This is a genomic window from Paenibacillus xylanexedens (genome assembly GCF_001908275.1).
Lineage (GTDB): Bacteria > Bacillota > Bacilli > Paenibacillales > Paenibacillaceae > Paenibacillus > Paenibacillus xylanexedens_A.
Genome location: NZ_CP018620.1, coordinates 1,309,654 through 1,333,292 on the forward strand (window position 1 = coordinate 1,309,654; position 23,639 = coordinate 1,333,292).

The 23,639-nt window shown below is 47.7% G+C and carries 18 protein-coding genes and 2 riboswitches; of the genes, 17 read left to right on the plus strand and 1 reads right to left on the minus strand.

Annotation, left to right across the window (positions count from 1 at the left end):
• The first annotated feature begins 4 nt into the window (after positions 1-4).
• The 11 genes from BS614_RS05965 (at position 5) to BS614_RS06015 (ending at position 13,452) form a co-directional block, all read left to right on the plus strand.
• A complete protein-coding gene (locus tag BS614_RS05965; RefSeq protein ID WP_074093251.1) occupies positions 5-1,930 on the plus strand; it encodes a PTS fructose transporter subunit IIABC in 1,926 nt (641 codons plus the stop codon).
• 489 nt (positions 1,931-2,419) lie between these two features.
• Positions 2,420-3,346, plus strand: coding sequence for a phosphate ABC transporter substrate-binding protein (locus BS614_RS05970; protein WP_074093252.1), 927 nt, complete (start codon positions 2,420-2,422; stop codon positions 3,344-3,346).
• Between the two features lie 115 nt (positions 3,347-3,461).
• Positions 3,462-4,397, plus strand: a complete 936-nt coding sequence (gene pstC, locus BS614_RS05975; protein WP_074093253.1) for a phosphate ABC transporter permease subunit PstC — start codon at positions 3,462-3,464, stop codon at positions 4,395-4,397.
• Positions 4,398-4,399: 2 nt separating this feature from the next.
• Positions 4,400-5,287 carry a phosphate ABC transporter permease PstA gene (gene pstA, locus BS614_RS05980; RefSeq protein WP_026081329.1) on the plus strand — a complete coding sequence of 296 codons (888 nt, stop codon included), beginning with the start codon at positions 4,400-4,402 and terminating at the stop codon, positions 5,285-5,287.
• A gap of 12 nt (positions 5,288-5,299) precedes the next feature.
• A complete protein-coding gene (pstB, locus tag BS614_RS05985) occupies positions 5,300-6,055 on the plus strand; it encodes a phosphate ABC transporter ATP-binding protein PstB (RefSeq protein ID WP_074093254.1) in 756 nt (251 codons plus the stop codon).
• Positions 6,056-6,288: 233 nt separating this feature from the next.
• A complete protein-coding gene (locus BS614_RS05990) occupies positions 6,289-7,266 on the plus strand; it encodes a phosphotransferase enzyme family protein (RefSeq protein WP_167544379.1) in 978 nt (325 codons plus the stop codon).
• A gap of 77 nt (positions 7,267-7,343) precedes the next feature.
• Positions 7,344-9,347, plus strand: coding sequence for a hypothetical protein (locus BS614_RS05995; protein ID WP_074093256.1), 2,004 nt, complete (start codon positions 7,344-7,346; stop codon positions 9,345-9,347).
• 140 nt (positions 9,348-9,487) lie between these two features.
• Positions 9,488-9,612, plus strand: a riboswitch (glycine riboswitch).
• 4 nt (positions 9,613-9,616) lie between these two features.
• A riboswitch (glycine riboswitch) is annotated at positions 9,617-9,752 on the plus strand.
• 112 nt (positions 9,753-9,864) lie between these two features.
• Positions 9,865-10,554 (plus strand): L-serine ammonia-lyase, iron-sulfur-dependent subunit beta, encoded by a 690-nt coding sequence (sdaAB, locus tag BS614_RS06000; RefSeq protein ID WP_074093257.1) that lies wholly within the window; start codon positions 9,865-9,867, stop codon positions 10,552-10,554.
• On the plus strand, positions 10,544-11,482 hold the full coding sequence (sdaAA, locus tag BS614_RS06005) for an L-serine ammonia-lyase, iron-sulfur-dependent, subunit alpha (RefSeq protein WP_074093258.1): 939 nt from the start codon (positions 10,544-10,546) through the stop codon (positions 11,480-11,482). Before sdaAB ends, sdaAA begins: the two co-directional genes overlap by 11 nt.
• Positions 11,483-11,670: 188 nt before the next feature.
• Positions 11,671-12,885, plus strand: coding sequence for a YhgE/Pip domain-containing protein (locus BS614_RS06010; protein ID WP_074093259.1), 1,215 nt, complete (start codon positions 11,671-11,673; stop codon positions 12,883-12,885).
• Between the two features lie 54 nt (positions 12,886-12,939).
• Complete coding sequence (locus BS614_RS06015; RefSeq protein ID WP_074093260.1) at positions 12,940-13,452, plus strand: PadR family transcriptional regulator; 513 nt, start codon at positions 12,940-12,942, stop codon at positions 13,450-13,452.
• Between the two features lie 136 nt (positions 13,453-13,588).
• Here the strand turns inward: BS614_RS06015 and BS614_RS06020 are convergent, their stop codons facing one another.
• A complete protein-coding gene (locus tag BS614_RS06020) occupies positions 13,589-15,343 on the minus strand; it encodes an alpha-glycosidase (protein WP_074093261.1) in 1,755 nt (584 codons plus the stop codon).
• 215 nt (positions 15,344-15,558) lie between these two features.
• Here BS614_RS06020 and BS614_RS06025 point away from each other — a divergent pair, with 215 nt between their 5' ends.
• The 6 genes from BS614_RS06025 (at position 15,559) to BS614_RS06050 (ending at position 23,593) form a co-directional block, all read left to right on the plus strand.
• Positions 15,559-16,242 (plus strand): response regulator transcription factor, encoded by a 684-nt coding sequence (locus BS614_RS06025; RefSeq protein WP_017690959.1) that lies wholly within the window; start codon positions 15,559-15,561, stop codon positions 16,240-16,242.
• 44 nt (positions 16,243-16,286) lie between these two features.
• A complete protein-coding gene (locus BS614_RS06030; RefSeq protein WP_157116029.1) occupies positions 16,287-17,798 on the plus strand; it encodes a HAMP domain-containing sensor histidine kinase in 1,512 nt (503 codons plus the stop codon).
• An 80-nt stretch (positions 17,799-17,878) separates the two neighbouring features.
• The gene (locus BS614_RS06035) at positions 17,879-18,793 is read left to right on the plus strand and encodes an ABC transporter ATP-binding protein (RefSeq protein ID WP_074093262.1); all 915 of its coding nucleotides are present in this window, start codon (positions 17,879-17,881) and stop codon (positions 18,791-18,793) included.
• Positions 18,790-19,506, plus strand: a complete 717-nt coding sequence (locus tag BS614_RS06040) for an ABC transporter permease (RefSeq protein ID WP_074093263.1) — start codon at positions 18,790-18,792, stop codon at positions 19,504-19,506. The genes BS614_RS06035 and BS614_RS06040 overlap by 4 nt, the downstream gene beginning before the upstream one ends.
• A 1-nt stretch (position 19,507) precedes the next feature.
• Positions 19,508-20,242: an ABC transporter permease gene (locus BS614_RS06045; protein ID WP_074093264.1), complete on the plus strand. Its 735-nt coding sequence runs from the start codon at positions 19,508-19,510 to the stop codon at positions 20,240-20,242.
• A 642-nt stretch (positions 20,243-20,884) separates the two neighbouring features.
• Positions 20,885-23,593 carry a PAS domain S-box protein gene (locus BS614_RS06050; RefSeq protein ID WP_074093265.1) on the plus strand — a complete coding sequence of 903 codons (2,709 nt, stop codon included), beginning with the start codon at positions 20,885-20,887 and terminating at the stop codon, positions 23,591-23,593.
• Positions 23,594-23,639: the final 46 nt, after the last annotated feature.

Below are 23,639 nucleotides of genomic sequence, written 5' to 3' on the forward strand. Positions count from 1 at the left end.
CATCATGAAGATTTCTAATGTCTTAAAACCAGAAAATATCATATTAGATGTCACCGCTACGACCAAAGCCGAATTAATAGATGAATTGTCGCAAAAGTTAAACGATAACGGCTATTTAAGCGATATTGAGCAATTTAAAAAAGATATCTGGGCACGTGAAGAACAGGTTCCTACAGAAGTGGGATTCGGAATAGCCATTCCACATGCCAAGTCTACTGGAGTACAGTCCCCTGCCATTATTATGGGCAGATCATTAAGCGGTATTGAATATAGTACCGAATCATGTAATTTATTTTTTATGATTGCAGTCGATCAAAGCTCTTCATCAGAGCATTTGCAAACATTATCCAAAATTTCGACCTTTTTGATGGATGAACTATTTAGAGCGAAACTTATCCTTGCTCGAGATCAAGAAGAGATTGTCCGTTTATTTGAACAGGCAGAAGAGCAAGATGCGCAGGCACTTCATAGTCCTAACAAGTATGCTGGCAAAAAAGTGGTTGGAGTTACAGGCTGTCCTACAGGAATTGCCCATACGTTTATGGCCGCGGAAGCATTGAAAAATGCGGCCAAGGAACTCGGTGTACACATTAAAGTGCAAACCAATGGATCAACAGGTGTTGGAAATCAATTGACTCCTGAAGATATTGCTGAAGCTGATGGTATTATTGTGGCGGCAGATGTCAAAGTCGATATGGATGTTTTTGGCGATCGTCCAGTGATCAAAACTTCTGTCAAAAATGGAGTTCATCATGCACAAGAGTTAATTGAAGATGCGATTGCTGGAAAAGGTGTCGTTTTGAATCAAGGCAACAGTAATCTTAAAGAAGCAAAAGAAAAAACACGCTTAAAGCAGCCTAAAATATACAGCCATATTATGAATGGTGTATCCTTTATGATTCCTTTTGTAGTCGCAGGAGGTATATTGATTGCGCTTTCGTTTATGTTTGGTATTCATGCGGCTGACCCAAATAGCCCGGACTATAATGCTTTCGCCGCTTTTTTAAGTACAGCAGGGGGTAGTGCTGCTTTTGCATTGATGGTTCCTGTATTAGCGGGGTATATTGCGTATAGTATTGCTGACCGTCCAGGATTGGCACCTGGTATGATTGGTGGGATGCTGGCAACTATTGGAGGTTCTGGATTTTTGGGAGGTATGCTGGCTGGATTTATCGCCGGTTATACGATCCTAGCTCTGAAAAAATTAGTCAAAGGCATTCCTGACTCACTGCAAAGCCTGTCACCTGTGCTGATCTTGCCATTAGTAGGTTCATTTGTAACCGCCTTGATTATGTATTTTGTCATCAACAGTCCGATGGCTTGGATCAATGAGTCGTTACAAGGTTGGCTAAATGGCTTAACAGGCTCGAATGCTATTTTATTAGGAGCACTTCTGGCTGGAATGATGGCATCTGATATGGGAGGGCCGATTAACAAAACAGCATCTGCATTTGGACTGGCGATGTTCGCCAATCAAATCTTTGAACCTTCTGCTGCTCTGATGGTTGGAGGTATGGTTCCGCCACTGGGTGTTGCATTAGCTACAACATTATTTAAGAATAAATTTTCAATCGAAGAACGTAATGCAGGCAAAGCCGCTTATATTATGGGTGCGTCGTTTATTACAGAAGCCGCGATTCCGTTTGCTGCAAATGATCCCTTGAGAGTTATTCCATCCAATATTGTAGGTGCAGCGATTGGTGGAGGAATGAGCATGGCTCTAGGTATTTCGTTACAAGCTCCTCACGGTGGAATCTTTGTTATTCCCATTGCGGCAAGTAATCCATTACTGTATATTGTCTGTATTTTAGTTGGTTCCATCATTACAGCTTGTATGATTGGATTGTTAAAGAAACCTGTATATCAACCAAAAAGTAATTCAAGCGACCCGTCAGATAAAAAAGCCTTAACAACTATGAAATCTGCATAAATTCTCTAACCAGCTGGTGCTATGCACTGACTGTGAGGCAGTTTTTTGTTTGTTCTATATAACAGATTGATTCAATATCTACATTAAGTATTTACAGAAGGCCAGCCTTTTATAGGGCTGGCCTTCTTTGCATACTTCCCAGGCAGGAGATTGAAATGCCTGAGATCCAACGAGCGCTGACACAGCGAAGGGAACGGAACGATTGTGGAAAAGCGAAGCGTTCGCCTTTATCCCCGGATGTATTCCTTGAAAAAAGTAAATCATATAAATCCGGGGATAACAGCGATTGAAACAACGTCCGTTCCCGAAGCGGCCACTTCAGCGCAACTTGTCTCAGATGATTTTCAATATACAGCCGATATTTTTAACATTGCGTTTACAAAACACTGATTTTAAGATGACATACCGAAACTACAATGAGTAAAGAGTTGATGGTGAACAAACAAATTCACAAAACGCCATCACTACATTGGGGGAGGAAAACAAAACATGTTTAAAAAGTTGCCGTTTATTTTGATGACCTTAACGTTCGTACTGGTACTCGCAGCATGCGGATCGAAAAATGACGCTGGTACAGAGGGTGCCGCAAGCAATGGATCAGGAGAAGCTGCTACTGAGCTTAGCGGTAACATTCTGGCAGTCGGATCGACAGCATTGCTACCTCTGGTAGAACAAGCTGGACAGAAATTTATGGCAGTTGATGAATATAAGAACGTAACGGTTCAAGTTCAAGGTGGCGGTAGTGGTACTGGTTTGACACAAGTATCTGACGGACAAGCTACAATCGGTAACTCTGATGTATTTGCAGAAGAGAAACTGGAGGACGAAGCCAAAGTAAAAGAACTGGTTGACCATCAAGTAGCAGTAGTAGCTATGGCGCCAGTTAGCAACAAAGATGCAGGTGTAGAAGATTTGACGAAGCAACAACTGATCGACATCTTCTCCGGTAAAGTAACGAACTGGAAAGACGTTGGCGGCGCGGATAAAGCAATCGTTATTGTAAACCGTCCGAGCAGTTCCGGTACTCGTGCAACTTTCGAGAAGTATGCATTGGGTGCAAAAATGGGTGATATCCAAGGTTCGATTCAAGAAGATTCTTCTGGTAACGTAAAAAAATTGGTATCTGAAACGCCAGGTGCTATTGGTTACCTTGCCTTGTCTTACTTGGATGACAGCTTGCAAGTGTTGAAATACGAAGGTGTAGAAGCAACAGTTGAGAACGTAGAAGCAGGAACTTATCCAGTGTGGGCTTACGAGCACATGTACACAAAAGGTGAGCCTGATGCAGCAACAAAAGCATTCTTGGATTACATCTTGAGTGACGAAATTCAACAAAACGACGTGACAGAACTTGGATACATTCCAATGTCAGGTATGAAAGTAAAACGCGATGCAGCAGGTAATGTGGTTGAGTAATCTTTGAACTTGCGCATACAGCGAAAGAGGCGGACTTAGGTCCCGCCTCTTTACGCGGTTTGCTCTAAAATAATCCCATATTTTGCATTAATTCTACTATAGAAGGATGGTTGTTATGGAACAGACCGAAGGGGGAACGGTAATGAATAACAAGTTGAAACCGCGCCGGCCCTTAAAAGAGAAACATTATTGGGAAGAGTGGACGGGACGGATCTATACGTCGATTTGTGTCGTTTTCCTGATCGTTGTCATGTTTTCCATTGTTTATTTTGTAGCGTCCAAGGGACTATCCACATTTTTTCAAAATGGAATAAGCATCAGCGAATTCCTTGGTGGAAAAACGTGGGATCCAACCGGAGAACCTGCGTTCTACGGGGCCTTGCCGTTCATCACAGGTTCTTTCATTACAACCTTGCTTGCAGCATTGATCGCAAGTCCGCTTGGCCTGTGTGCAGCGCTCTTCATGACAGAGATTGTTCCGGGTAAAGGCAAAAAGATCTTGCAGCCTGCGATTGAGCTCTTGTCCGGAATTCCATCCGTTGTATACGGATTTATCGGTCTGAGTGTCATCGTACCTTTGCTTCGCAGTATCTTTGGCGGAACAGGCGTCGGGATTGCAGCCGGATGTCTTGTTCTCGCGGTAATGATTCTTCCTACGGTGACAAGTATTATGGCAGATGCATTGTCCGCATTGCCAAAAGGATTGCGTGAATCCTCCTACGCACTGGGTGCCACTCGCTGGCAAACCATCTACCGTGTCATTATCCCAACGACTTTGCCAGCTTTGTTGACAGGTGTCGTTTTGGGTATGGCCCGTGCTTTTGGTGAGGCACTTGCTGTGCAGATGGTTATCGGTAATGCACCGCATGTTCCAACATCCTTGCTTGAATCGGCTTCAACATTAACAAGTGTAATTACACTCAGCATGGGTAACACCACGATGGGTTCTGTTCATAACAATGCACTGTGGAGTATGGCGCTTGTCCTGTTGGTGATGACCTTTGTCTTCGTCATTCTGGTTCGCCTGCTTGAAAGGAGAAACCGGGTATGAAAATGAAGGCAAAGACGGTAGATAAAATTGCAACATCCGTTATCGTTGTACTGGCCCTGTTCATTGTTATTCTATTGCTCGGTCTGCTTGGCTTCATCATGTATAGAGGCATTGGACATATTAGCTGGAACTTCCTGACGAGCGCACCACAGTTGCTTAAGGGTGGCGGCGGGATTGGTCCACAGCTCTTCAACTCCGTATTTTTGCTTGTCCTGACCTTGATTGTTACCATTCCACTCGGATGGGGCGGCGGGATTTACATGGCGGAATACGCTAAACCAGGCAAGATTACCAGCTTCATTCGTCTGGTCGTTGAAGTATTGTCATCATTCCCTTCCATTGTTATCGGTTTGTTTGGTCTCTTGCTGCTAGTAAATCAATTTGGTCTTGGTTTCTCCCTGATCTCGGGTGCCTTGGCTCTGGCGATCTTTAACTTGCCACTGATGGTACGGACAACGGAGCAGGCCTTCCGGGCTGTTCCGAAGGAACAGAAGGAAGCAGGTCTGGCGCTTGGACTGTCCAAGTGGAAGATTATCACTTCCATTCTACTGCCTGTGGCATTGCCGAGCTTGATTACGGGTACGATCCTGGCATCGGGCCGGATCTTTGGTGAAGCAGCAGCGCTGATGTTCACCGCAGGTATGAGTAGTCCACCATTGGACTTTACAGATTGGAATCCGACGAGTCCAAGATCACCGCTTAATCCTTTCCGTCCGGCAGAGACACTTGCTGTCCATATCTGGAAAGTGAATAGTGAAGGTATTGGGCCAGATTCCAAAGAAGTGGCAGCAGGGGCATCCGCCGTGCTTGTCATTCTCGTGCTGGCGTTCAATCTAAGTGCACGCTGGATCGGTCGGGTTGTATTCCGCCGCATGACAGCTTCGAAATAAGGAGGAACCAACATGGCCATACCTTTTGGTACGGAACAGTTAAGCATATATTATGGACATTTCCAGGCGGTCAAGCAGATTAGCCTGACGTTTCCTGAAGCAAGCGTAACGGCTCTTATTGGACCGTCTGGTTGCGGTAAATCCACGTTCCTCCGGTCGCTGAACCGGATGAACGACGAGATTGCCGGTTCCCGTACAGAGGGACATATCTGGATGGACGGTAACGACCTGAATGAGCCTGGAACCGATGTAATCAAGCTTCGCCAGAAGATTGGCATGGTGTGGCAGAAGCCGAACCCTTTTCATAAGTCCATCTACAACAATATCGCGTTTGGCCCCCGCTACCGTGGTACGAAGAGTAAGAAGGCACTGGATGAAATTGTGGAAAAAAGCTTGCGCCGTGCTGCGCTCTGGGACGAAGTGAAAGACAGACTGCATGAGTCAGCTCTGTCTCTCTCTGGCGGACAACAGCAGCGGCTGTGTATTGCCCGCGCCCTCTCGGTTGATCCGCAGATTTTGCTGCTCGATGAGCCGGCATCTGCACTTGATCCGGTATCTTCGGGTAAGGTTGAGGAATTGATCACCGAACTCAAGAAGGAGCTGCGGATCGTCATTGTTACCCATAATATGCAGCAGGCGGCACGCATCTCGGATTATACGGCTTATTTCTACCTGGGGAACATGATTGAACACGGGGATACGGAGCATATTTTCACGAACCCGGACAATCGTCTGACGCAAGAATACATTATGGGTCGTTTCGGTTAATTGGATCATGGAGTGTAACATAGATTAATAGACAAAGAGATTAATAAATAATAGAGACAAAAGAAAGCACAATGCCTGGACGGTTGTTCGGGAGTTGTGCTTTTTTAATTTCATTTTGGAAAAATTTGCTGTATGTAAAGCAATCATGCTACGATATTTAGTATGAAGAGAACGTTTACATAACTTCGAAGGAGATGTTGATAATCACTACGGATAAGATGTCTTACGACCACATGGCAGCTGATATCATACAGAACTACAGGATTGAAAAACCTGTCGTTTCATATATTCGTCACAACGAGAATCTGACATATCATGTCGTTGATGAAGCAAGCGGGCAGAAGTATCTGCTACGTATCCATCAAGCCGCATATGCAAGTATGACAGGCATTCAGCATACGCCTCCTGCGCTGGAGGCAGAGATGAACTTGCTTCATGAGTTAAATGCAACGACAGCATTGCGCGTGCAACATCCGGTACGCAATGCATCCGGTGAATGGGTCACGGTATGGACAAGTGAGGCAGGGAAAGAGAATTGTTGTACAGTACTGGAGTGGATTGAGGGAAGGGACATCCAGCAGGGAGAACGCCTGACAACAGAGCAGATCTATGATCTTGGGTCACAACTGCAGATGCTTCATCAATATGGGCGTGAGCAGAATCAGACAGATCGAACAACGGTGCGGCCGGCATATGGCAATAGCCATGAGAACTTGGTCATGCTCGGGCAGCTAGAGGAAGGTGTCCGACTGGGGATTTTTACAACGGAAGACTTCGATCTGCTTCGTGAGACGTTTGAGAACATTAATGAGCAGTTAGAAACATACCCGCATCACGCAGGGACATGGGGGATCATTCATGGGGATATTACTCGCAACAATCTGCTGATAACGGAGCAGGGAATTTCCATGATTGATTTTTGTCTACACGGTTATGGTTATTATCTTTTTGATGCCGGAGGGGCAGCACTGATGTTCAATCGGGAGGAACGTGACATATTCTTATCCGGTTATACCCAACAGATCGCACCACTGACGGATCGTGATATCCGATTAATGGAAGGATTTATGTTGATCTTTACACTGGGTTATTATGCCTTTCAGATGGCGAATGAGTCGAGGCACGAATGGATGAAAGATCGCATGCCAAAGCTATGCAGCAAGTATTGCAGACCTTATGTACAAAATGAGCGTATTTTCTATGAGTTGTGACGACATCTACTTGTTTGCTACATATACATAAAGGATGATCATGACCCGGCGAAGGCTGGCAGAGGAGGCATCCATGTATGACTGTTTTATCAACAGGCCCCATTGAAAATAATGTTGTTGCGGGAAATGGGCGTCCTACCCAGAGAATTACGATAAGGCTGGATAATAGGAATGCGATTAGTATTTATACAGTTCTTGTTCAAGGATATTATTTGGTAGGCGTACGTACATTATATATCGAAGAGTTGTTCAATGTTTTGCCTAATCAGGTAATAACCAAGGATTTTTATGCTGATTTGGACGGGTTTGAATTTGTTTTTACAACAGGTGATGCTACTGTGGAGGATGTGCAGATTTCGGTCTGGGGTAAAAACCAGAATGGAGAACTGGTTACCGCCCACCGTCTCGTATCCGAGGAATTACTGGGGGCATACAGCGGTATTTCAGGTGTAACTGGAGCCACCGGTGTTACAGGTGCAACAGGCGTGACAGGAACGACCGGAGATACTGGATCTACAGGTGCAACGGGAATAACTGGAGTGACTGGGGCAACTGGTACGACAGGTGTACCGGGAACGACTGGAGATACTGGGGTTACAGGTGCGACCGGATTGACAGGCATAAATGGAGGTACCGGGGTTACGGGCTTGACTGGAGTAACAGGAACAACAGGAGCCACTGGTGTAACCGGTGCAACGGGAGTGACTGGAGCGACTGGAGTCACTGGGGATACAGGTGTAACAGGCATGACGGGAGTAACCGGAATTACTGGTGCCACAGGTGCAACGGGAACAACCGGAATCAATGGAGATACAGGTGTGACAGGTGTCACGGGTACGACAGGAGTCACTGGTGTTACAGGTGCGACGGGAGTAACGGGAACGACCGGAGTTACTGGTGTTGCTGGTGCCACAGGTGCAACGGGAACAACCGGAATCAATGGAGATACAGGTGTGACAGGTGTCACGGGTACGACAGGAGTCACTGGTGTTACAGGTGCGACGGGAGTAACGGGAACGACCGGAGTTACTGGTGTTACAGGTGCGACAGGCGTAACGGGTACGACAGGAGTCACTGGTGTTACAGGTGCGACGGGAGTAACGGGAACAACTGGTGTTACTGGAGCTACAGGTGTGACAGGACTGACGGGAACGACCGGAGTTACTGGTGTTACAGGTGCGACAGGCGTAACGGGAACGACCGGAGTCACTGGTGTTACAGGTGCGACGGGAGTAACGGGGACGACCGGAGTCGCTGGCGATACAGGTTTAACGGGAGCGACCGGATTCACTGGAGTTACAGGTGCGACAGGCGTAACGGGAGCAACAGGACTGACGGGGCCGACCGGAGTCAGTGGTGTTACAGGTGCAACAGGTGTAACGGGAGCGACCGGAACCACTGGGGCTACAGGAGCGACAGGCGTGACGGGAACAGCTGGGACGGCTGGTGTAACCGGAGCAACGGGAGTGACCGGAACCACAGGGGCTACAGGAGCGACAGGCGTGACGGGAACAACCGGGACGGCTGGTGTAACCGGAGCAACGGGAGTGACCGGAGCTACTGGGGCTACAGGAGCGACAGGCGTGACGGGAACAGCTGGGACGGCTGGTGTAACCGGAGCAACGGGAGTGACCGGAACCACAGGGGCTACAGGAGCGACCGGATCGACAGCAGCTTCTGCTCCTGCGGATTCTTCTCTGTTTGCTGACAGTCAGACAACGGCATTGCCTCTTCCGTTGACCGGTGAAACGATCATTCAGACCCTCAATGTACCCTTGGTGGCAGGTCAACGCGTGAAAATCGATAATAGTACACAAGTAGCAGTAGTTGTAGGGTCTAACTGGAGTATTGCGTATAACATTAACCTGAGGCGTAACGGAGTTCTAATTAATCAATTGCAACTCTCAAGGACCGGGAATGCTGCGGGAACGTTGAGGTTTCTTTCTTCTAACACTTACGTGGATACTTCTCCTGCGACAACGACTAACGCATATACGATAAGTATTGAATTTACGACAACTAGCAACGTCACGAGTGCCTCAGCGGAAGTGAGAAATGTGAATGCTATTCGCTTCAGTTAAAATAGACATCGGACTTATGGTAATTACACGTTACTTTTGTTGACATATATGATATTGTACATTACTCTATGGGTATACACGATCAAAAATTTAGAAATGTACCATTCCGATTAAGAATCAAATTAAGATAATACAGCGGATGATAACGAGCGGGAGAGACCTGGGTTAGCCAAGCAAAATGGCTAGTGTTCAGGCACCGAAGGAGCAAGCTGCTGCGCACCCGGCGCAGTGGTTAATCTCTCAGGTAAATGTACCATCGTTGGACGCAACTCTGGAGAGTGCGCGAACTGCGCCACCCAAGGGGTATATGATCAGTCAGACCGGTGATCTTGTCTGTAATCGCAGGCAATGCGCCTTGTCGTGAGACACTGCTGATCGTGAAACTCTCAGGTATCGAGGACAGAGAGAGGGCCTGAGGCCTTCTTCTGTCCTTTTTTGATGTCATCATTCAGTAAATAAGGAACAATATGGCTCAGATTCTGGATGGAAATGACGAATACAATTGGAGGGTTATAAGGTGCGATTTAAAGATGTGTTTTCAATTATTGGTCCGTCGATGACGGGGCCTTCAAGTTCACATACAGCTGGAGCGGCAAGGTTAGGGAGAATTGCTCGACAGTGGCTAGGATGTACGCCAGATCGTGCCCGGCTGACCCTGTACGGTTCATTTGCAGATACGTATCAGGGGCACGGAACAGATCTGGCACTGATCGGCGGTCTGCTGGATTATGTCACAGACGATCCGCGTATCCCGGATGCAGAGCAATACGCAGAGGAAGCGGGCATGGAGGTTGAGTTTTATACAAGTGGCCTGCCTGCTCCTCATCCGAATACGGTCAAAATTGAGTTGTGGCATGGAGAACGTGCCTGCTCCTTAATCGGTGCATCCATTGGTGGTGGAAGTGTATCGGTGCATTCGATGAATGATTTTCGTGTTCAGATTAGTGGTGAGTTCCCGACACTCGTTCTTCGACATGCAGACAAAGCAGGGGTGCTTGCGTCGGTAACGTCCACGATCAGTTCATCCGGGGTTAACATCGGGTATATGCAGGTGGATCGGAAAGCCCGTGATGGCGAAGCACTGACTGCGATGGAGATGGACGGTGTGCCTAATCCTGATATGCTCAAGCGTCTAAGGGAGCTGGACCATGTGTTAGACATTCGTGTCATAGATTTGAAGAGAGGAGTTGATTCGGATGCGGTTTAAACATTTGCATGAACTGAATACGATCTGTACAGCAGAATCCAAAACCATTGCTCAGCTGATGATCGAGGAGCAAGTTCAGGAGACCAATACACCGGAAGCGGATGTTGTGAAACAGATGTCTGAATATTACCAGGTGATGAAGGAAGCGGTACGCAAAGGGTTAACGGAAGATACGACATCACGCAGTGGATTAACAGGTGGAGACGGCAAAAAAATGGCCGAGTACATTCGCAAAGGTGAGACTTGTTCAGGAGATGCTTCCGCACTTGCCATGGCGTATGCCCTGTGTGTATCTGAAGTGAATGCCTCCATGGGTCGGATCGTGGCAACACCAACAGCCGGTTCCTGCGGCATTATCCCGGGTGTGTTTATCAGTTCACAGGAGCGGTTTGGCTGGACGGACGAACATTTGGTGAACGGGTTGTTCTGTGCAGGAGCGATTGGTTATGTTATCGCGAACAATTCATTTATCTCCGGTGCGGAAGGTGGCTGTCAGGCGGAAGTGGGTTCCGCGATCGGCATGGCTGCGGGTGCCATGGTTGAACTGCGTGGAGGTACACCGGAACAGGTCGTTCATGCCGTTGGTTTGGCGTTAAAAAATACACTGGGCCTAATCTGCGATCCGGTCGCAGGCCTCGTTGAAATTCCGTGCATCGTCCGTAATGGACTGGGTGCAGTTACGGCGCTGGCTGCGGCTGACATGGCCCTGGCCGGAGTGCGTAGTGCCATACCGTCAGACGAAGTCATCGACGTTATGCTGGAAGTAGGCAGTGCGATGCCTAGCCGTCATCGGGAGACAGCCCAGGGCGGGTTGGCCCAGACGCCAACCGGCCGCAAAATGATGCAGAAGTTGGCTAAACCAAAGGCAAAGCGTGCCGAACCTGAGCCGGAGTCTCCTGCTGAAAATGACGTAGAACCTAAGGCATAAATAGGATTGATATGAAAAGCCGATACAAACCTTCCTGGTGAAGAGATGTATCGGCTTTTTTTGTCTTTTTCCAACGAAGAAAAACAAAAAAACATTGACGACATATATATCGTATTGATATATTAACAATTGTCATATATCAATACGATATATATAGGAGCGAAACAAAATTAAAGGAGATGGATAGAATGAAAGGGATTTTCCAGACGAGTCTATTGTTTTTGAAAAACGGAGCCACCATTGTAGGTTTAATTACGGCTGTACTGTTTCAGGTTTTCTTTAACATCATCTGGCTTAGTGGATACGATAAGGTTAACGAAAGAATGACTGAGCTGGCTGTCACCATCGTGAATGAAGACGGGGTAGCGGCTGAACCAGTGGCTAAGTCTTTGGCGGCAGGTCTGAATTTCGAGATCAAACCATCTGAATCGATGCAAGAAGCACGACAGATGTTAACGGATCGGAATGTGTACATGATTATTGAGATTCCATCAGGTTTCATGCAACAGGCAGAAGACTTATCAAAACCGATGACAGTGAAGTATGTGATGAACGAATCAAACGTGGCTACCGTGAAAAGTGTGATGCAGAACGTAGCCGCACAAGTTACAGCGACGTTGAACCGTGAAGTACAAGAGAATGGCATTCGCGGAGTGCTGGACCAGTCCGGTATGACAGCCGATCAGTCCGATGCGCTTGCGGTAGGGTTATCTTCACGCGTTGAGGCAGAGGTGGAGCGACTGAATCCTGTTGATAATTTTGCTTTCTCCATGGTACCGATGTTGATTGTAACGGCTACGTTTACCGGAGCGATGTTGCTTGGTATGAACCTGCAAAAGGTTTCTGGTGAACTAAGTGGAAGGGCAGGGAAATGGGAGCGCTTCTGGGCACGTAACATCGTTAATCTTGGTGCGGCATTTATCGTTTCGCTCGTTGGATCGGGTATGATGCACATAATGGGGGTATCATCAGCAGACGGTTGGTTCATGTTATGGCTGTTTCAGTTACTAATCACCATATCTTTTCTATTCATGGCTCAGTTAAGCCTGCTGTTGCTTGGCAATGCTGGGGCTTGGTTAAACAGTGCGCTGTTGCCTCTATTGATGCTGTCCTCGGGATCAACGATTCCGCGAGATGTAATGCCTGACTTCTACCAAGGGATCGGTCATTATCTGCCAGCGACCTATGCGGTAGAGGGGATGATGAACCTTGTGCTCGGAGGAAACGGAATCGGCCGGGATGCGATGTTGCTCGCCGTAATCGGTGGTGTAACACTGACTCTGGGTGCGCTTTGCACCTGGATCAGACGCTCCAGCCCGGTACGATCTGAAGCCCGTAGGGAGGACCAGACTGCTGCTGTGCCTGTTGCTCTGAAAGCAACCGTTTCGTCATCTGAACATTGAACAAGGGGTACTGATTGTGATACGTTAAGGGGAATGGAAAGGAGCGGTACACCGATGAACACGCAGCATGTCATCCTCGGAATACTGCACAATCAGCCAAGTTCCGGATACGAGATCAAGCAGTACTTTGAACAATATTTTTCATTTTTCTTTGATGCCAGCTTTGGCACCATATATCCTACACTTGCGAAGATGGAAAAGTCAGGATTACTGACTAAGGAATCGGTGAAGCAGGAAGGGAAACCTGATAAGAACGTGTATTCATTGACCCCTGAAGGAGCAGCGCAATTTCACGCCTATTTAATGAGTCCTTTGGAAGCTGAGGTATTTCGTTCTGATTTTCTGATGCGTTTGTACTTCGGAGAGTTGGCGGATGAAGATACCGTAACGGGTTGGATATCCACCCAGTTGAAGCGCAAGGAAATGTTATACGCTGAACTTCAGCGCCAGATGGAAGAATTCGGTGAACACATTTCGCCTGCACAGCGTCTGTGTCTGCAAGTAGGGCTTGTACAATATGAGGCCACCATCCAGTTGCTGAAGGAACAGCTGGTTCAGCCAGAGTAATCCATGGTCATAATGAATAACGTCAAAATCAAATAGGCGCTCCACAGATCAGGAACAGATCTGTGGAGCGCCTATTTGGTGATATATTCCGATGACGAGGACTCTGTCTTGCATATGAGCAAGTATAACTTGATATTTATGTGAGACTAGTACTTAGTACGGCATATCCATACGCGGGCAGTTCAATGGCGAGTACGCCATCTTCCTTGGCGGTACGATGGTTTCCGCCGAATAACTCGGTCCATTCCTCGTCACCGGCCTCCAGCTCGACAATAGCTGTCTCTTCTGATCGGTTAAACAGAACCAAAATGCGTTCCTCCTCATTTTGTCGCTCAAATACCAGTTGGCTGCCATCGGGACGAGCCTGCAAGAAACGAACGGTGCCTTCTGCACGCAGGGCAGGATGAGCATGACGCAGGGAGATCAGTTTCTGATAAAAGTCGAACAGCTCTCGGTCCTGCTTGGCTTCATCCCATTCCATGCATTTACGGCAACCCGGATCATGTTCGCCGTCCATGCCAATCTCATCTCCGTAATAGATGCACGGAGCACCCATGTAACTGAACTGGAATAACGCAGCCAGCTTCATCTTGCGTTGGTCGCCTTCACACAGCGTAAGCAGCCGCGGGGTGTCGTGGCTGTCCAGCAAGTTAAACGCCACTTCGCTGGCCTGAAGCGGATAACGGGATAACTGTCGCCCGATGGAGTTTGTGAACTGTTCGGCGTGCATTGTATTTTTCACAAAGAAAGCATTCACGGCATCGGTAAACGGATAGTTCATGGACGCATCGAACTGGTCACCTTGCAGCCAGGAGGAAGACTCGTTCCATACTTCGCCCAGAATATAGGCATCCGGATTAGCCGCTTTGACTACACGGCGGAAATCACGCCAGAATGCATCGTCCACTTCGTCTGCCACATCCAGCCGCCAGCCGTCCGCACCCACTTCCTTGATCCAATACTCGGCAACCTCCAGCAGATAGGCCTTCACCTCGGCATTCTCCGTATTGAGCTTTGGCATGTGCGCTTCGAATCCGAAGGTCTCATACGTAGGAATGCCGTCCTTCACTTCCAGCGGGTATTCATGTACATGGAACCAGTCCTTGTATTTGGATTGTTCTCCGTTCTTCTGTACATCTACAAACGGCGCAAATGTCTTCCCGGAATGGTTGAACACAGCATCCAGAAGTACACGAATTCCACGTGCATGGCACAGCTCAACCAGTCGTTTCACGGTATCTGCGTCACCGAAGTGACGATCTACCCGCAGGTAGTCTTCGGTATCGTATTTGTGATTGGTGGTGGCTTCGAAGATGGGTGTAAAGTAGATCGCATTAATGCCAAGATCGCTGATGTAATCCAGATGGTCGATCACGCCTTGAAGGTCACCGCCGAAGAAATTGAAAGGTGTTGGCTCGCCGCCCCACGGCTCTACCTTTTCCGGACTAATATCCGGGTTGCCGTTGGCGAATCGTTCAGGGAAAATCTGATAGAATACCGCATCCTTAACCCACGCAGGGGGTGTGAATACAGCTCCAGCATGAATATAAGGGAACTGGAACATACGACCCGGATCGTCTGGTTCTTTTTCCTGGAAGTCCGTTTCGGTCATCCAGATCTGTTCGTCTCCGTTTTTGAGCAGAAAAGAGTACTTCAGTCGGCGGTAGGGAGGTTTCACCTCACCCTCGAAGTAATCGAACATGGAGTCAGAGGTAAACTTGGTTAAGGGAACTAGCGCTTTGGTTGCATCCCACGCATATTTATCCCCGGTCAGGGCATGTACCTCGGTCAGATCATTCTTTTTGGTACGCAGGCGCAGGTGGATTGTATCTTGGTCATAGGCATAGGCCCAGTTTCGTTTCGGTTGATGATAGATGGCTTCCAGCAGCATAATGAATTTCCTCCCGTCAGGTGTAGAACTAGTATGTACTTGGTAGACTTGATGGATATGACGTTACCCAAGTTAATGGATAAGCTATAATTAGCATGTGTGGTAACGCGAGACTTCAACAAGACATGAATCCATATGTTATAGACAGCTTTTATCATGATGATGCTCAGATATATCATTAACCCAATGGGGGCAGAAAGGAAACGAATATTCGGATGAAAACCAAACTGTTATATATTGAAGACGATACGGAAATTGCGACTTGGGTCAGAGCCGATCTGGAGGAACGCGGTTATGAGGTGGTGTGGCTCGGCAGTGGTGAAGGCGCGGCGGAGGCTGCTGTCGGTTGTTCACTCATTATTCTGGATGTCATGCTGCCGGGGCTGGATGGATTTACGGTGGGCCAGCGGCTGAAAAAAGAACATCCCGCGGTGCCCATTGTCATGCTCTCGGCCAGAACGTCCATTGACGACAAGTTGCACGGTCTTGATTTTGCCGATGACTATGTGACCAAACCATTTCACCCCGATGAACTGGCTGCCCGGATTGAAGTACAACTGCGTAAGGCAGGAACAGCGGTCTCATCGGATACAGCCCTGAAACTGGATCATCTCTCCATCTATGAGAAGGACAACCGGATCGTCAATGAGGAGACGGGAGATGAGATTATTTTATCGGGAAAACAGTTCCACATCTTCGCCTACCTGCTACGACATATGGGCATGATTCGAACCAAAGAGCAGATCTATGAAGCCGTCTGGAACGAGCCCTATCTGGATGGGGACAAAACTTTAATGGTACATATTCGACATCTACGCGAAAAGCTGGAGCTTGATCCGGCCAATCCGGTAGTTATTCAGACGGTCCGTGGTGTGGGATATCGTGTGAAGAAGCCATGATCCGGTGGTTCAGGGAACGGAAGATCATGAAGGGAGAACGAAGCATGGATCAAAAGCAATCCGGGCGGCGCAAGCTTCGCTTTGGGCGGTCCTTGATGTCCAGATACATCATCCTGATCTTGGCGGCTGTATTATTTGTCCCCGTCATTCTTCCGATCATGTCCATCATATATGTTGTGGTAGTGAATAACACGAATATGAATCAAGCGGCACCTTATGGTGACGTTACCCAGATCAGTAACCTCTGGTCGCTTGAAGCGGAGAACCTGGATGGTGCTTCGGATGAAGAGATTAAGGCCCGGTTGGAGCAATTACATGGCTCGTATCCCAAAGCTTCCATGTATCGTGTGAAAGCGAGCGGTGAGACCCTCTTTATTCTCGGTAGTGAAGATGTAACGTTTCTGAAATCCACGTCGCCGGATGGCAGGACAGACACGACATTGAGATGGTCACTGGATTCCGGGCAAACGGCAGAGACCCGAATTCCAGCCGAATGGAATGCGAACAATACCGTGCAATTCATGAAAGAAGCTTCCTTTCGCGATCCGTTGACCGTAGTTTCATATATTGGCGGGGGTGAAAAGGACGGAGGACAGGGCTTCATGATCATTGAAGTGCCGAGATCACTTCTGCAAATGAATCACAGTAACGGGCTGCTGGAACTTTTGTATCTCGGCATTGTAATGACCATCATCTTTCTGAGCTTCATCATGATGTCGATTCTCTTCTTCGCACGCATTCGCAAACGACTTATTCGTTTGCAGACAGCCATGATGACCACAGGCAAGGAAGGCCTCCCGCTTCCGGTAGATATCCGCCAGTCAGACGAGATCGGTCAACTGGAAGAAGCCTTCAATCAGATGGTGCATCAACTGTCCGACAGCCGTCACCGTGAACGCGAGGAGGAACAATTGCGCAAACGTCTCATTGCGGGGCTTTCCCACGATCTGCGTACCCCGCTAACGGTGATTCGTGGACATATGCATGCTTTGCACAAGGAAGAGCTGAGCGAACAAGGTGACCGTTCATTACATCGAATGGAAGCGAAAATGGAGGACCTCAGCGGGCTCATCGACAACATGTTATCCTACAATTTGCTCACGAGCGGGAAATATACACTGAAGCTGGAAGAGAAAGATATACTGCGTATTGTCAGGGAAACGGCGGCCGCCTGGTACCCGGTCTGGGAGAAAGAGCAATTCGATATTGATATTGATCTCCCGGAGGAACCGCTGATCTGGCATATGGATGAACAGGGCGTGCGTCGTATTCTTGATAATTTGTTCCAAAACGTGATCCGTCATGCCGACAGCGGGAAATATATTGGTATATCAACTCAGGAGATTCAGGGTGAGACGGCCATCGTTATTCAGGATCGGGGTCCGGGAATGCAGCAGGATTCCAACACAAAAGGCACAGGTCTAGGCTTATCCATTGTAGACCTGTTGATTCGTGAGATGGGTCTGCGCAAGCGGGTAGACAGTTCCGATACGGGTGTCCAGACATATATCTACAGTGGTAAGGGGAAACAGGGAAACAACAAAACGCTGAAATAGCTTTTTTAAACTAAACTTAAACTGGAGACTACTTTGGCTTTAACCTTGGAAGATTACGATAGTTCCGAGGTGATCATACAGTGAGTGAAAATATTATTCAAACGGCTAATCTATGGAAAACATACCGGGACCGTGCAGCGGTCCGTGAACTTGATCTGCATATTAAAAAGGGAGATATCTACGGCTTCCTCGGTCCCAACGGCGCCGGCAAAACAACAACGATTCGCATGCTTCTCGGCTTGATTAAACCAACCAAAGGCGTGATCCGTGTCTTCGACAAGGATATCCGCAAGGATCGCATGGACATTCTGCGCCGTGTGGGCTCTTTGGTCGAATACCCGTCCTATTACGGACATCTGAACGCAGTAGAGAATCTGGAAACTTTGCGCCGCATCATCAATGTACCAAAATCAAGAATTGCTGAAGTGCTGTCCATTGTAGATCTGACCAAGGATGCTAAACGTTCAGTGAAGGGGTATTCCCTTGGGATGAAGCAACGTTTGGGTATTGCCAGCGCTTTGCTGGGTGAACCGGAGCTACTGATTCTGGACGAACCAACGAATGGGCTTGATCCTGCCGGTATTCAGGAGATTCGGGAACTGATCAAACGTATGCCTCTGGAACATGGCATTACCGTTCTGGTTTCCAGCCACTTGCTGAGTGAAGTCGAACAGATGGCAAGTCGCGTTGGTATTATCCGTGAAGGCAAGATGGTGCTTCAGGATACTATCGCAAGTCTGCATAGTCAGACGGGTAGTTCTATCCGGTTAACGGTTTCCGAGCCGGAAGAGGCTATGAAGCTGGCAAAAGAACAGGGACAATTTGGTCATCAACAAGGTGCTGCGTTAACGTTCCCTTATATGGATAACAGTTCAGTGGCACTGCTTGTGCGCCGATTAATTGAACAGAATCATGATGTGTATCGTGTAGAGGAACAGCGTCAGTCGCTGGAAGATCTGTTCATGCGGGTCATTGGCGAGGGGGCTTCCATATGACCGGGCGTGCATTATCGTCGGACTGGCTCAAGATTCGGGGGAAAGGGATCTGGTTCCTTGTCTTTCTGGCCCCTCTTGGATTGACAGCGATGCAGGCGCTTAATTTTGGCTTACGGCTGGACTATCTGAAAGAGCAGTATGCAGATAACCTGTGGGGTGGATTATTGGGCAATGTGGTTGTCTTTGTGCCCTTGTCTCTGATGCTGGGAGCAACCATTCTCAGCTCCATGATCGCTAATGTTGAGCATGAACAGGGATCGTGGAAACAGTTGCTCGCGATGCCCATTCCCAGACCAGCCGTGTATTTAGCCAAGTTCCTGCTTGCTTGTGTTCTGCTGGTGATCTCCTGCCTGCTGCTAACCGCAGGAATTGTGGGTCTGGGACTGATCCTCGGATTCCATGCCAGTGAGATCCCTTGGATGCAGGCGATCAAGCTGGGGCTGCTACCTTTGGCTGGTGCGCTTCCTGTGTTGTCACTGGAATTATGGCTCACGATGGTAAACAAAAATCAGGCGCTTCCGGTCACCCTGGGTATTGTGCTCGCGATAACCGGCATGTTCGCACTCAGTATCTCACCGAACTTTCCACTCGCTTGGGCGCAGATGGCTTGGAATGGACCTAATTCATATCTGTATGCAGGCATGGGGGCAGGTCTAGGGTTATTGATCCTGTTGCTGGGTATGATGCATTTTAGCCGGAAGGATGTGGCCTGATATGAGCTTTGCGACAACGTACTTCCGAATTTTGTCCGCTGAACGATTGAAAATGGGCAAATCGCCCATATGGCTCCTGATTCTGCTGAGTCCACTCATTGCGCTGCTTATCGGACTGTTGTCCACGCCTTCGGGGAATTGGCAGGTATTGATGACCACGATGGTTTTCCTGCACGGATTATTATTGTTACCGATGCTGACTGGTGTGTTTACGTCCTTTGTCTGCCGTTTTGAACATGCAGGTGGAGGGTGGAAACAGATGCTGGTTTTACCGCTCACACGTTCAGGTGTATATGCAGGTAAACTGACGATTGTACTCATGCTTCTGGCGGGTACGCAAGCATTGTTGCTGATGTCCATTCTGCTGGCAGGCATGATTCACGGCATTACGATGCCAGTACCATGGGGATTCTTGGCGAGTAAACTGCTACTTGGGTTGCTGGCCTGTGTACCCCTGGCTGCCCTGCAGATGTTCGTTTCATTGATGTGGAGCAGCTTTGCCGCACCGCTCGCACTGAATTTTGCACTGACCATACCGAATATTCTCATTGTAAACTCTGCGACATATGGGCCGTATTATCCATGGGCACAACCGATGATTCTGATGACACCCGTGGACGGTGCAGGTTTCGGAGCCTACAATGTTCCACTGATCACAATGCTGGCGGTTGTTGGAGGCAGTGCTGTTATTTTCATTGGAATCGGCATGATGTATTTTGCGAAAAAAGAAATCTGAATAATCCGTTACACCCTTGGTTATCGTAGATCAAAATCCTCTTTAAGCAAAACATGCAAGCTCTATTGTATGTATGCTTCAGGAGGATTTTTTCTAATGTCTGACCCACCCATCATGAATGGTCAACTCGCTAACGAATCTGAGGAGTCTTAATCATGGATTTGAAGTGATCTCAGCAATCTAAGGAACCTGAGACATGTTATAACCAATGAAACAACCGTTTGCAGTGTTTATGACAGGAGATTATGGGGATTAACGTGTCTGATGTTCCTTAAAATTTAAAAAGGGCACATGGACGCCAAATAAGATGTCCTGGGTTCTTTAGAAAATCGTTTAGCCATCCGCCAGAATCAGCTGACGTGGAATTGAACTTCAAGGTTGTTAGAGGCTTAATTTGATCCTTGTATAACTTGTCTGCCTTTGCAGGCACCTCCTAAGTAAATCAAAATTCCAAGTATTACCTCACACATCATGTGAATTGAAACATAGATTGTAAGCAAAATGAGACGAGAATCTGGTAAAATAAAAAAAGCTGTTTCTAGGCAGGCTTACATGGTTATTCGAGGGTAGGCCCATTTTTGTAAGGGATAATTAATCCCTGCTGTTAGATGAAGATATTGGCTGAGAAAAGAGGGGTAAGCCTTGGATATTAATAAAACGGAAACCCTGAAGCGCATTATTTCTGAGGGAAGTTCTTACCAATCACTGTTTTTTAACCATCCGGATGCCATTTATGTAATGGACATCCATGGAAACTATATTGATGCTAATCCCTCGGTAGAGCGGATATCTGGGTATACACTGGATGACTTGATTCGTATGAATCAGAGTGAGATCTGTCCTCCGGACAGTGAAAATTCACGCAAACAATACATTAAAGAGGTACTGGCTGGACGTTCAGTCAGTAATCCCATTACTTTTTATCATAAAGATGGTTCCCTGAAACAGGCAGAGATAACGTATGTGCCTATAACGGAGGGAAAAGAAGTTGTCGGAATCTATGGCATTGCCAAAGATGTTACCGATATCCTGGAAGTGCAACGTGAGCTTAAGGAGGCACAGGAGAAATATCAGGTGCTGGCTGACCATGCACAAGATCTGATTACAACTTGTGCTACGGATGGCGAGTTGTTATACGTTTCCCCTTCCGTGTACACCTTACTGGGTTATAAGCCGGAGGAAGTCATAGGAAAGTCCTTCAAGGATTATTGTTATTCGGGAGATTATCCGGACCCTATGGATCTTTCCAAGATCGGCAATGGCTGCAAGATGCGTGTGTTGCACAAGAAGGGACATTATATCTGGATGGAGACATTGGCGAAACCTGTTGCTGGAGAGCGTGGCAAGAGTGTCCAGATTGTTAGCATCAGCAGGGATATCACCCAGCATAAGGATGCGGAAAGACGTCTTCGGGAAAGCCGTCAGCGATACAGATCGTTGTTCGAACATAACCCGGCAGCTGTGTATTCATTGAATCTGGAAGGTAAATACAGCGCAGTGAACAGCAAACTGGTGCAAATGTTGGATATTCCGCGCAATAAGCTTATTGGCCAATCTTTTTTATCCAATCTGGATAAATGCGAAGTGCAATATGGCAAACATTATTTTGACATGGTGAAGCAAGGCGAACCGCAATATTATGAGACCCGAGTCGTCAATTCAAGTGGTCGGAAGATTGAAGTATCTGTTACGAATGTGCCCATTATTGTGGATAAGGAAATGGTGGGCGTCTATGGGATCGTGTCCGATATTACCGAGCGCAAGGAATACATGGAACGGATTCAGGAGCTCAGCAAGCAACATGAGCTGATTCTCAACACGGTTACGGAAGGAATATTTGGTTTGGATGCGGATGGAATCACCATGTTTATGAATCCAGCAGCAGCTTCGATGTTCGGTTATGAGGCGAAAGAATTCATTGGCAAAAACTCACATCCCATCATCCACCACACCCGTGCAGACGGAAGTCATTTGCCACAAGAAGAATGCCCGATTCACATGACCGTGTTGGATGGACAGATACGTTCAATCAAGGAAGATGTGTTCTGGCGTAAAGATGGCAGCAGCTTTCTGGTGCAGTATCAGGTGACGCCGATTATTGAACAGGGACAGATTCAGGGCGCTGTGGTTGTGTTCAATGATGTGACTGGCGAACGTGAAATTGTACGTGCCAAAGAGACAGCTGAGCTGGCAGCTCAGGCCAAGTCGGAATTTCTGTCGATGGTTAGCCATGAGATCCGGACACCGATGAATGGGATCGTGGGTATGACAGAATTGTTGATCGGTACCGATTTATCGGAAGAACAGCGTGAATATGCCGAGATTATTCGAGACAGCGGCGATGCTCTGCTGAACATTCTTAATGATATTTTGGACTTCAGTAAGCTGGAATCCGGGAAAATGGCACTGGCTTATGAACCATTTGCATTACGCAAGATGTTGGAACAGGTTGCCGAACTGTTTAAACCGCGTGCAGATGAGAAACATCTGGAGATCAGATATCGTCTCAATCCGAGCATCCCTGAGTTCATGGTCGGTGATGCCATGCGTATCCGGCAGATTCTGGTGAACTTGGTTGGCAATGCGCTCAAGTTCACAGATCAGGGAAGCATTGAGGTTGCCGTGGATATTATCAAGGGCAGAAAGCCTGAAGACAGTGTTCTTGATTTTGCGGTACAAGATACGGGAATTGGCATCCCCGCTGACAAGCTGGATCAGTTGTTTCAGTCTTTCTCTCAACTACACCCGGTGATTAACCGGAAGTATGGTGGTACCGGACTGGGACTGGTGATCTCCAAGCGACTCGTGGAGATCATGGGAGGCAGTATCAGTGTCGAGAGTATAGAAGGGGAAGGCTCAACCTTCCGGTTTGCTGTTCCTGCGGCGAGTGTAGATGCTTCGGCAGAACAGACAGCAAGTCAGTTCCATCATGATCGCACACGTCAAAGTGATAAGGTGGCCATGCGTATTCTGGTGGCGGAGGATCATCCGGTGAACCGGAAGATTTTGCGAGAATATCTGGAGAAGCTCGGATACCACGCAGATGTATGTACCAATGGTGTGGAGGCAATTGATGCCATCTCTCAGAATGCTTATGATATTGTCCTGATGGATATTCATATGCCTGTGATGGATGGACTGAAGGCGACAGACCTTTTACACCGCCTAATTCCACAGGATCGCATACCTCCAATCATCGCAGTTACAGGCAATGCCAAACGTGAAGATAAGGAAGCTTGTCTGGAGATTGGTATGCGTGACTTTATTAGCAAACCGGTTATGCTGAGTGAGTTGAAGCGGGTGTTACAGCAATGGGGGCCAAGGGACGAACCTCAGCTTGCAACAAAATGAACAACTACTCAAATCAATTATGAAATTGATTCATCTGGCTGTGAAA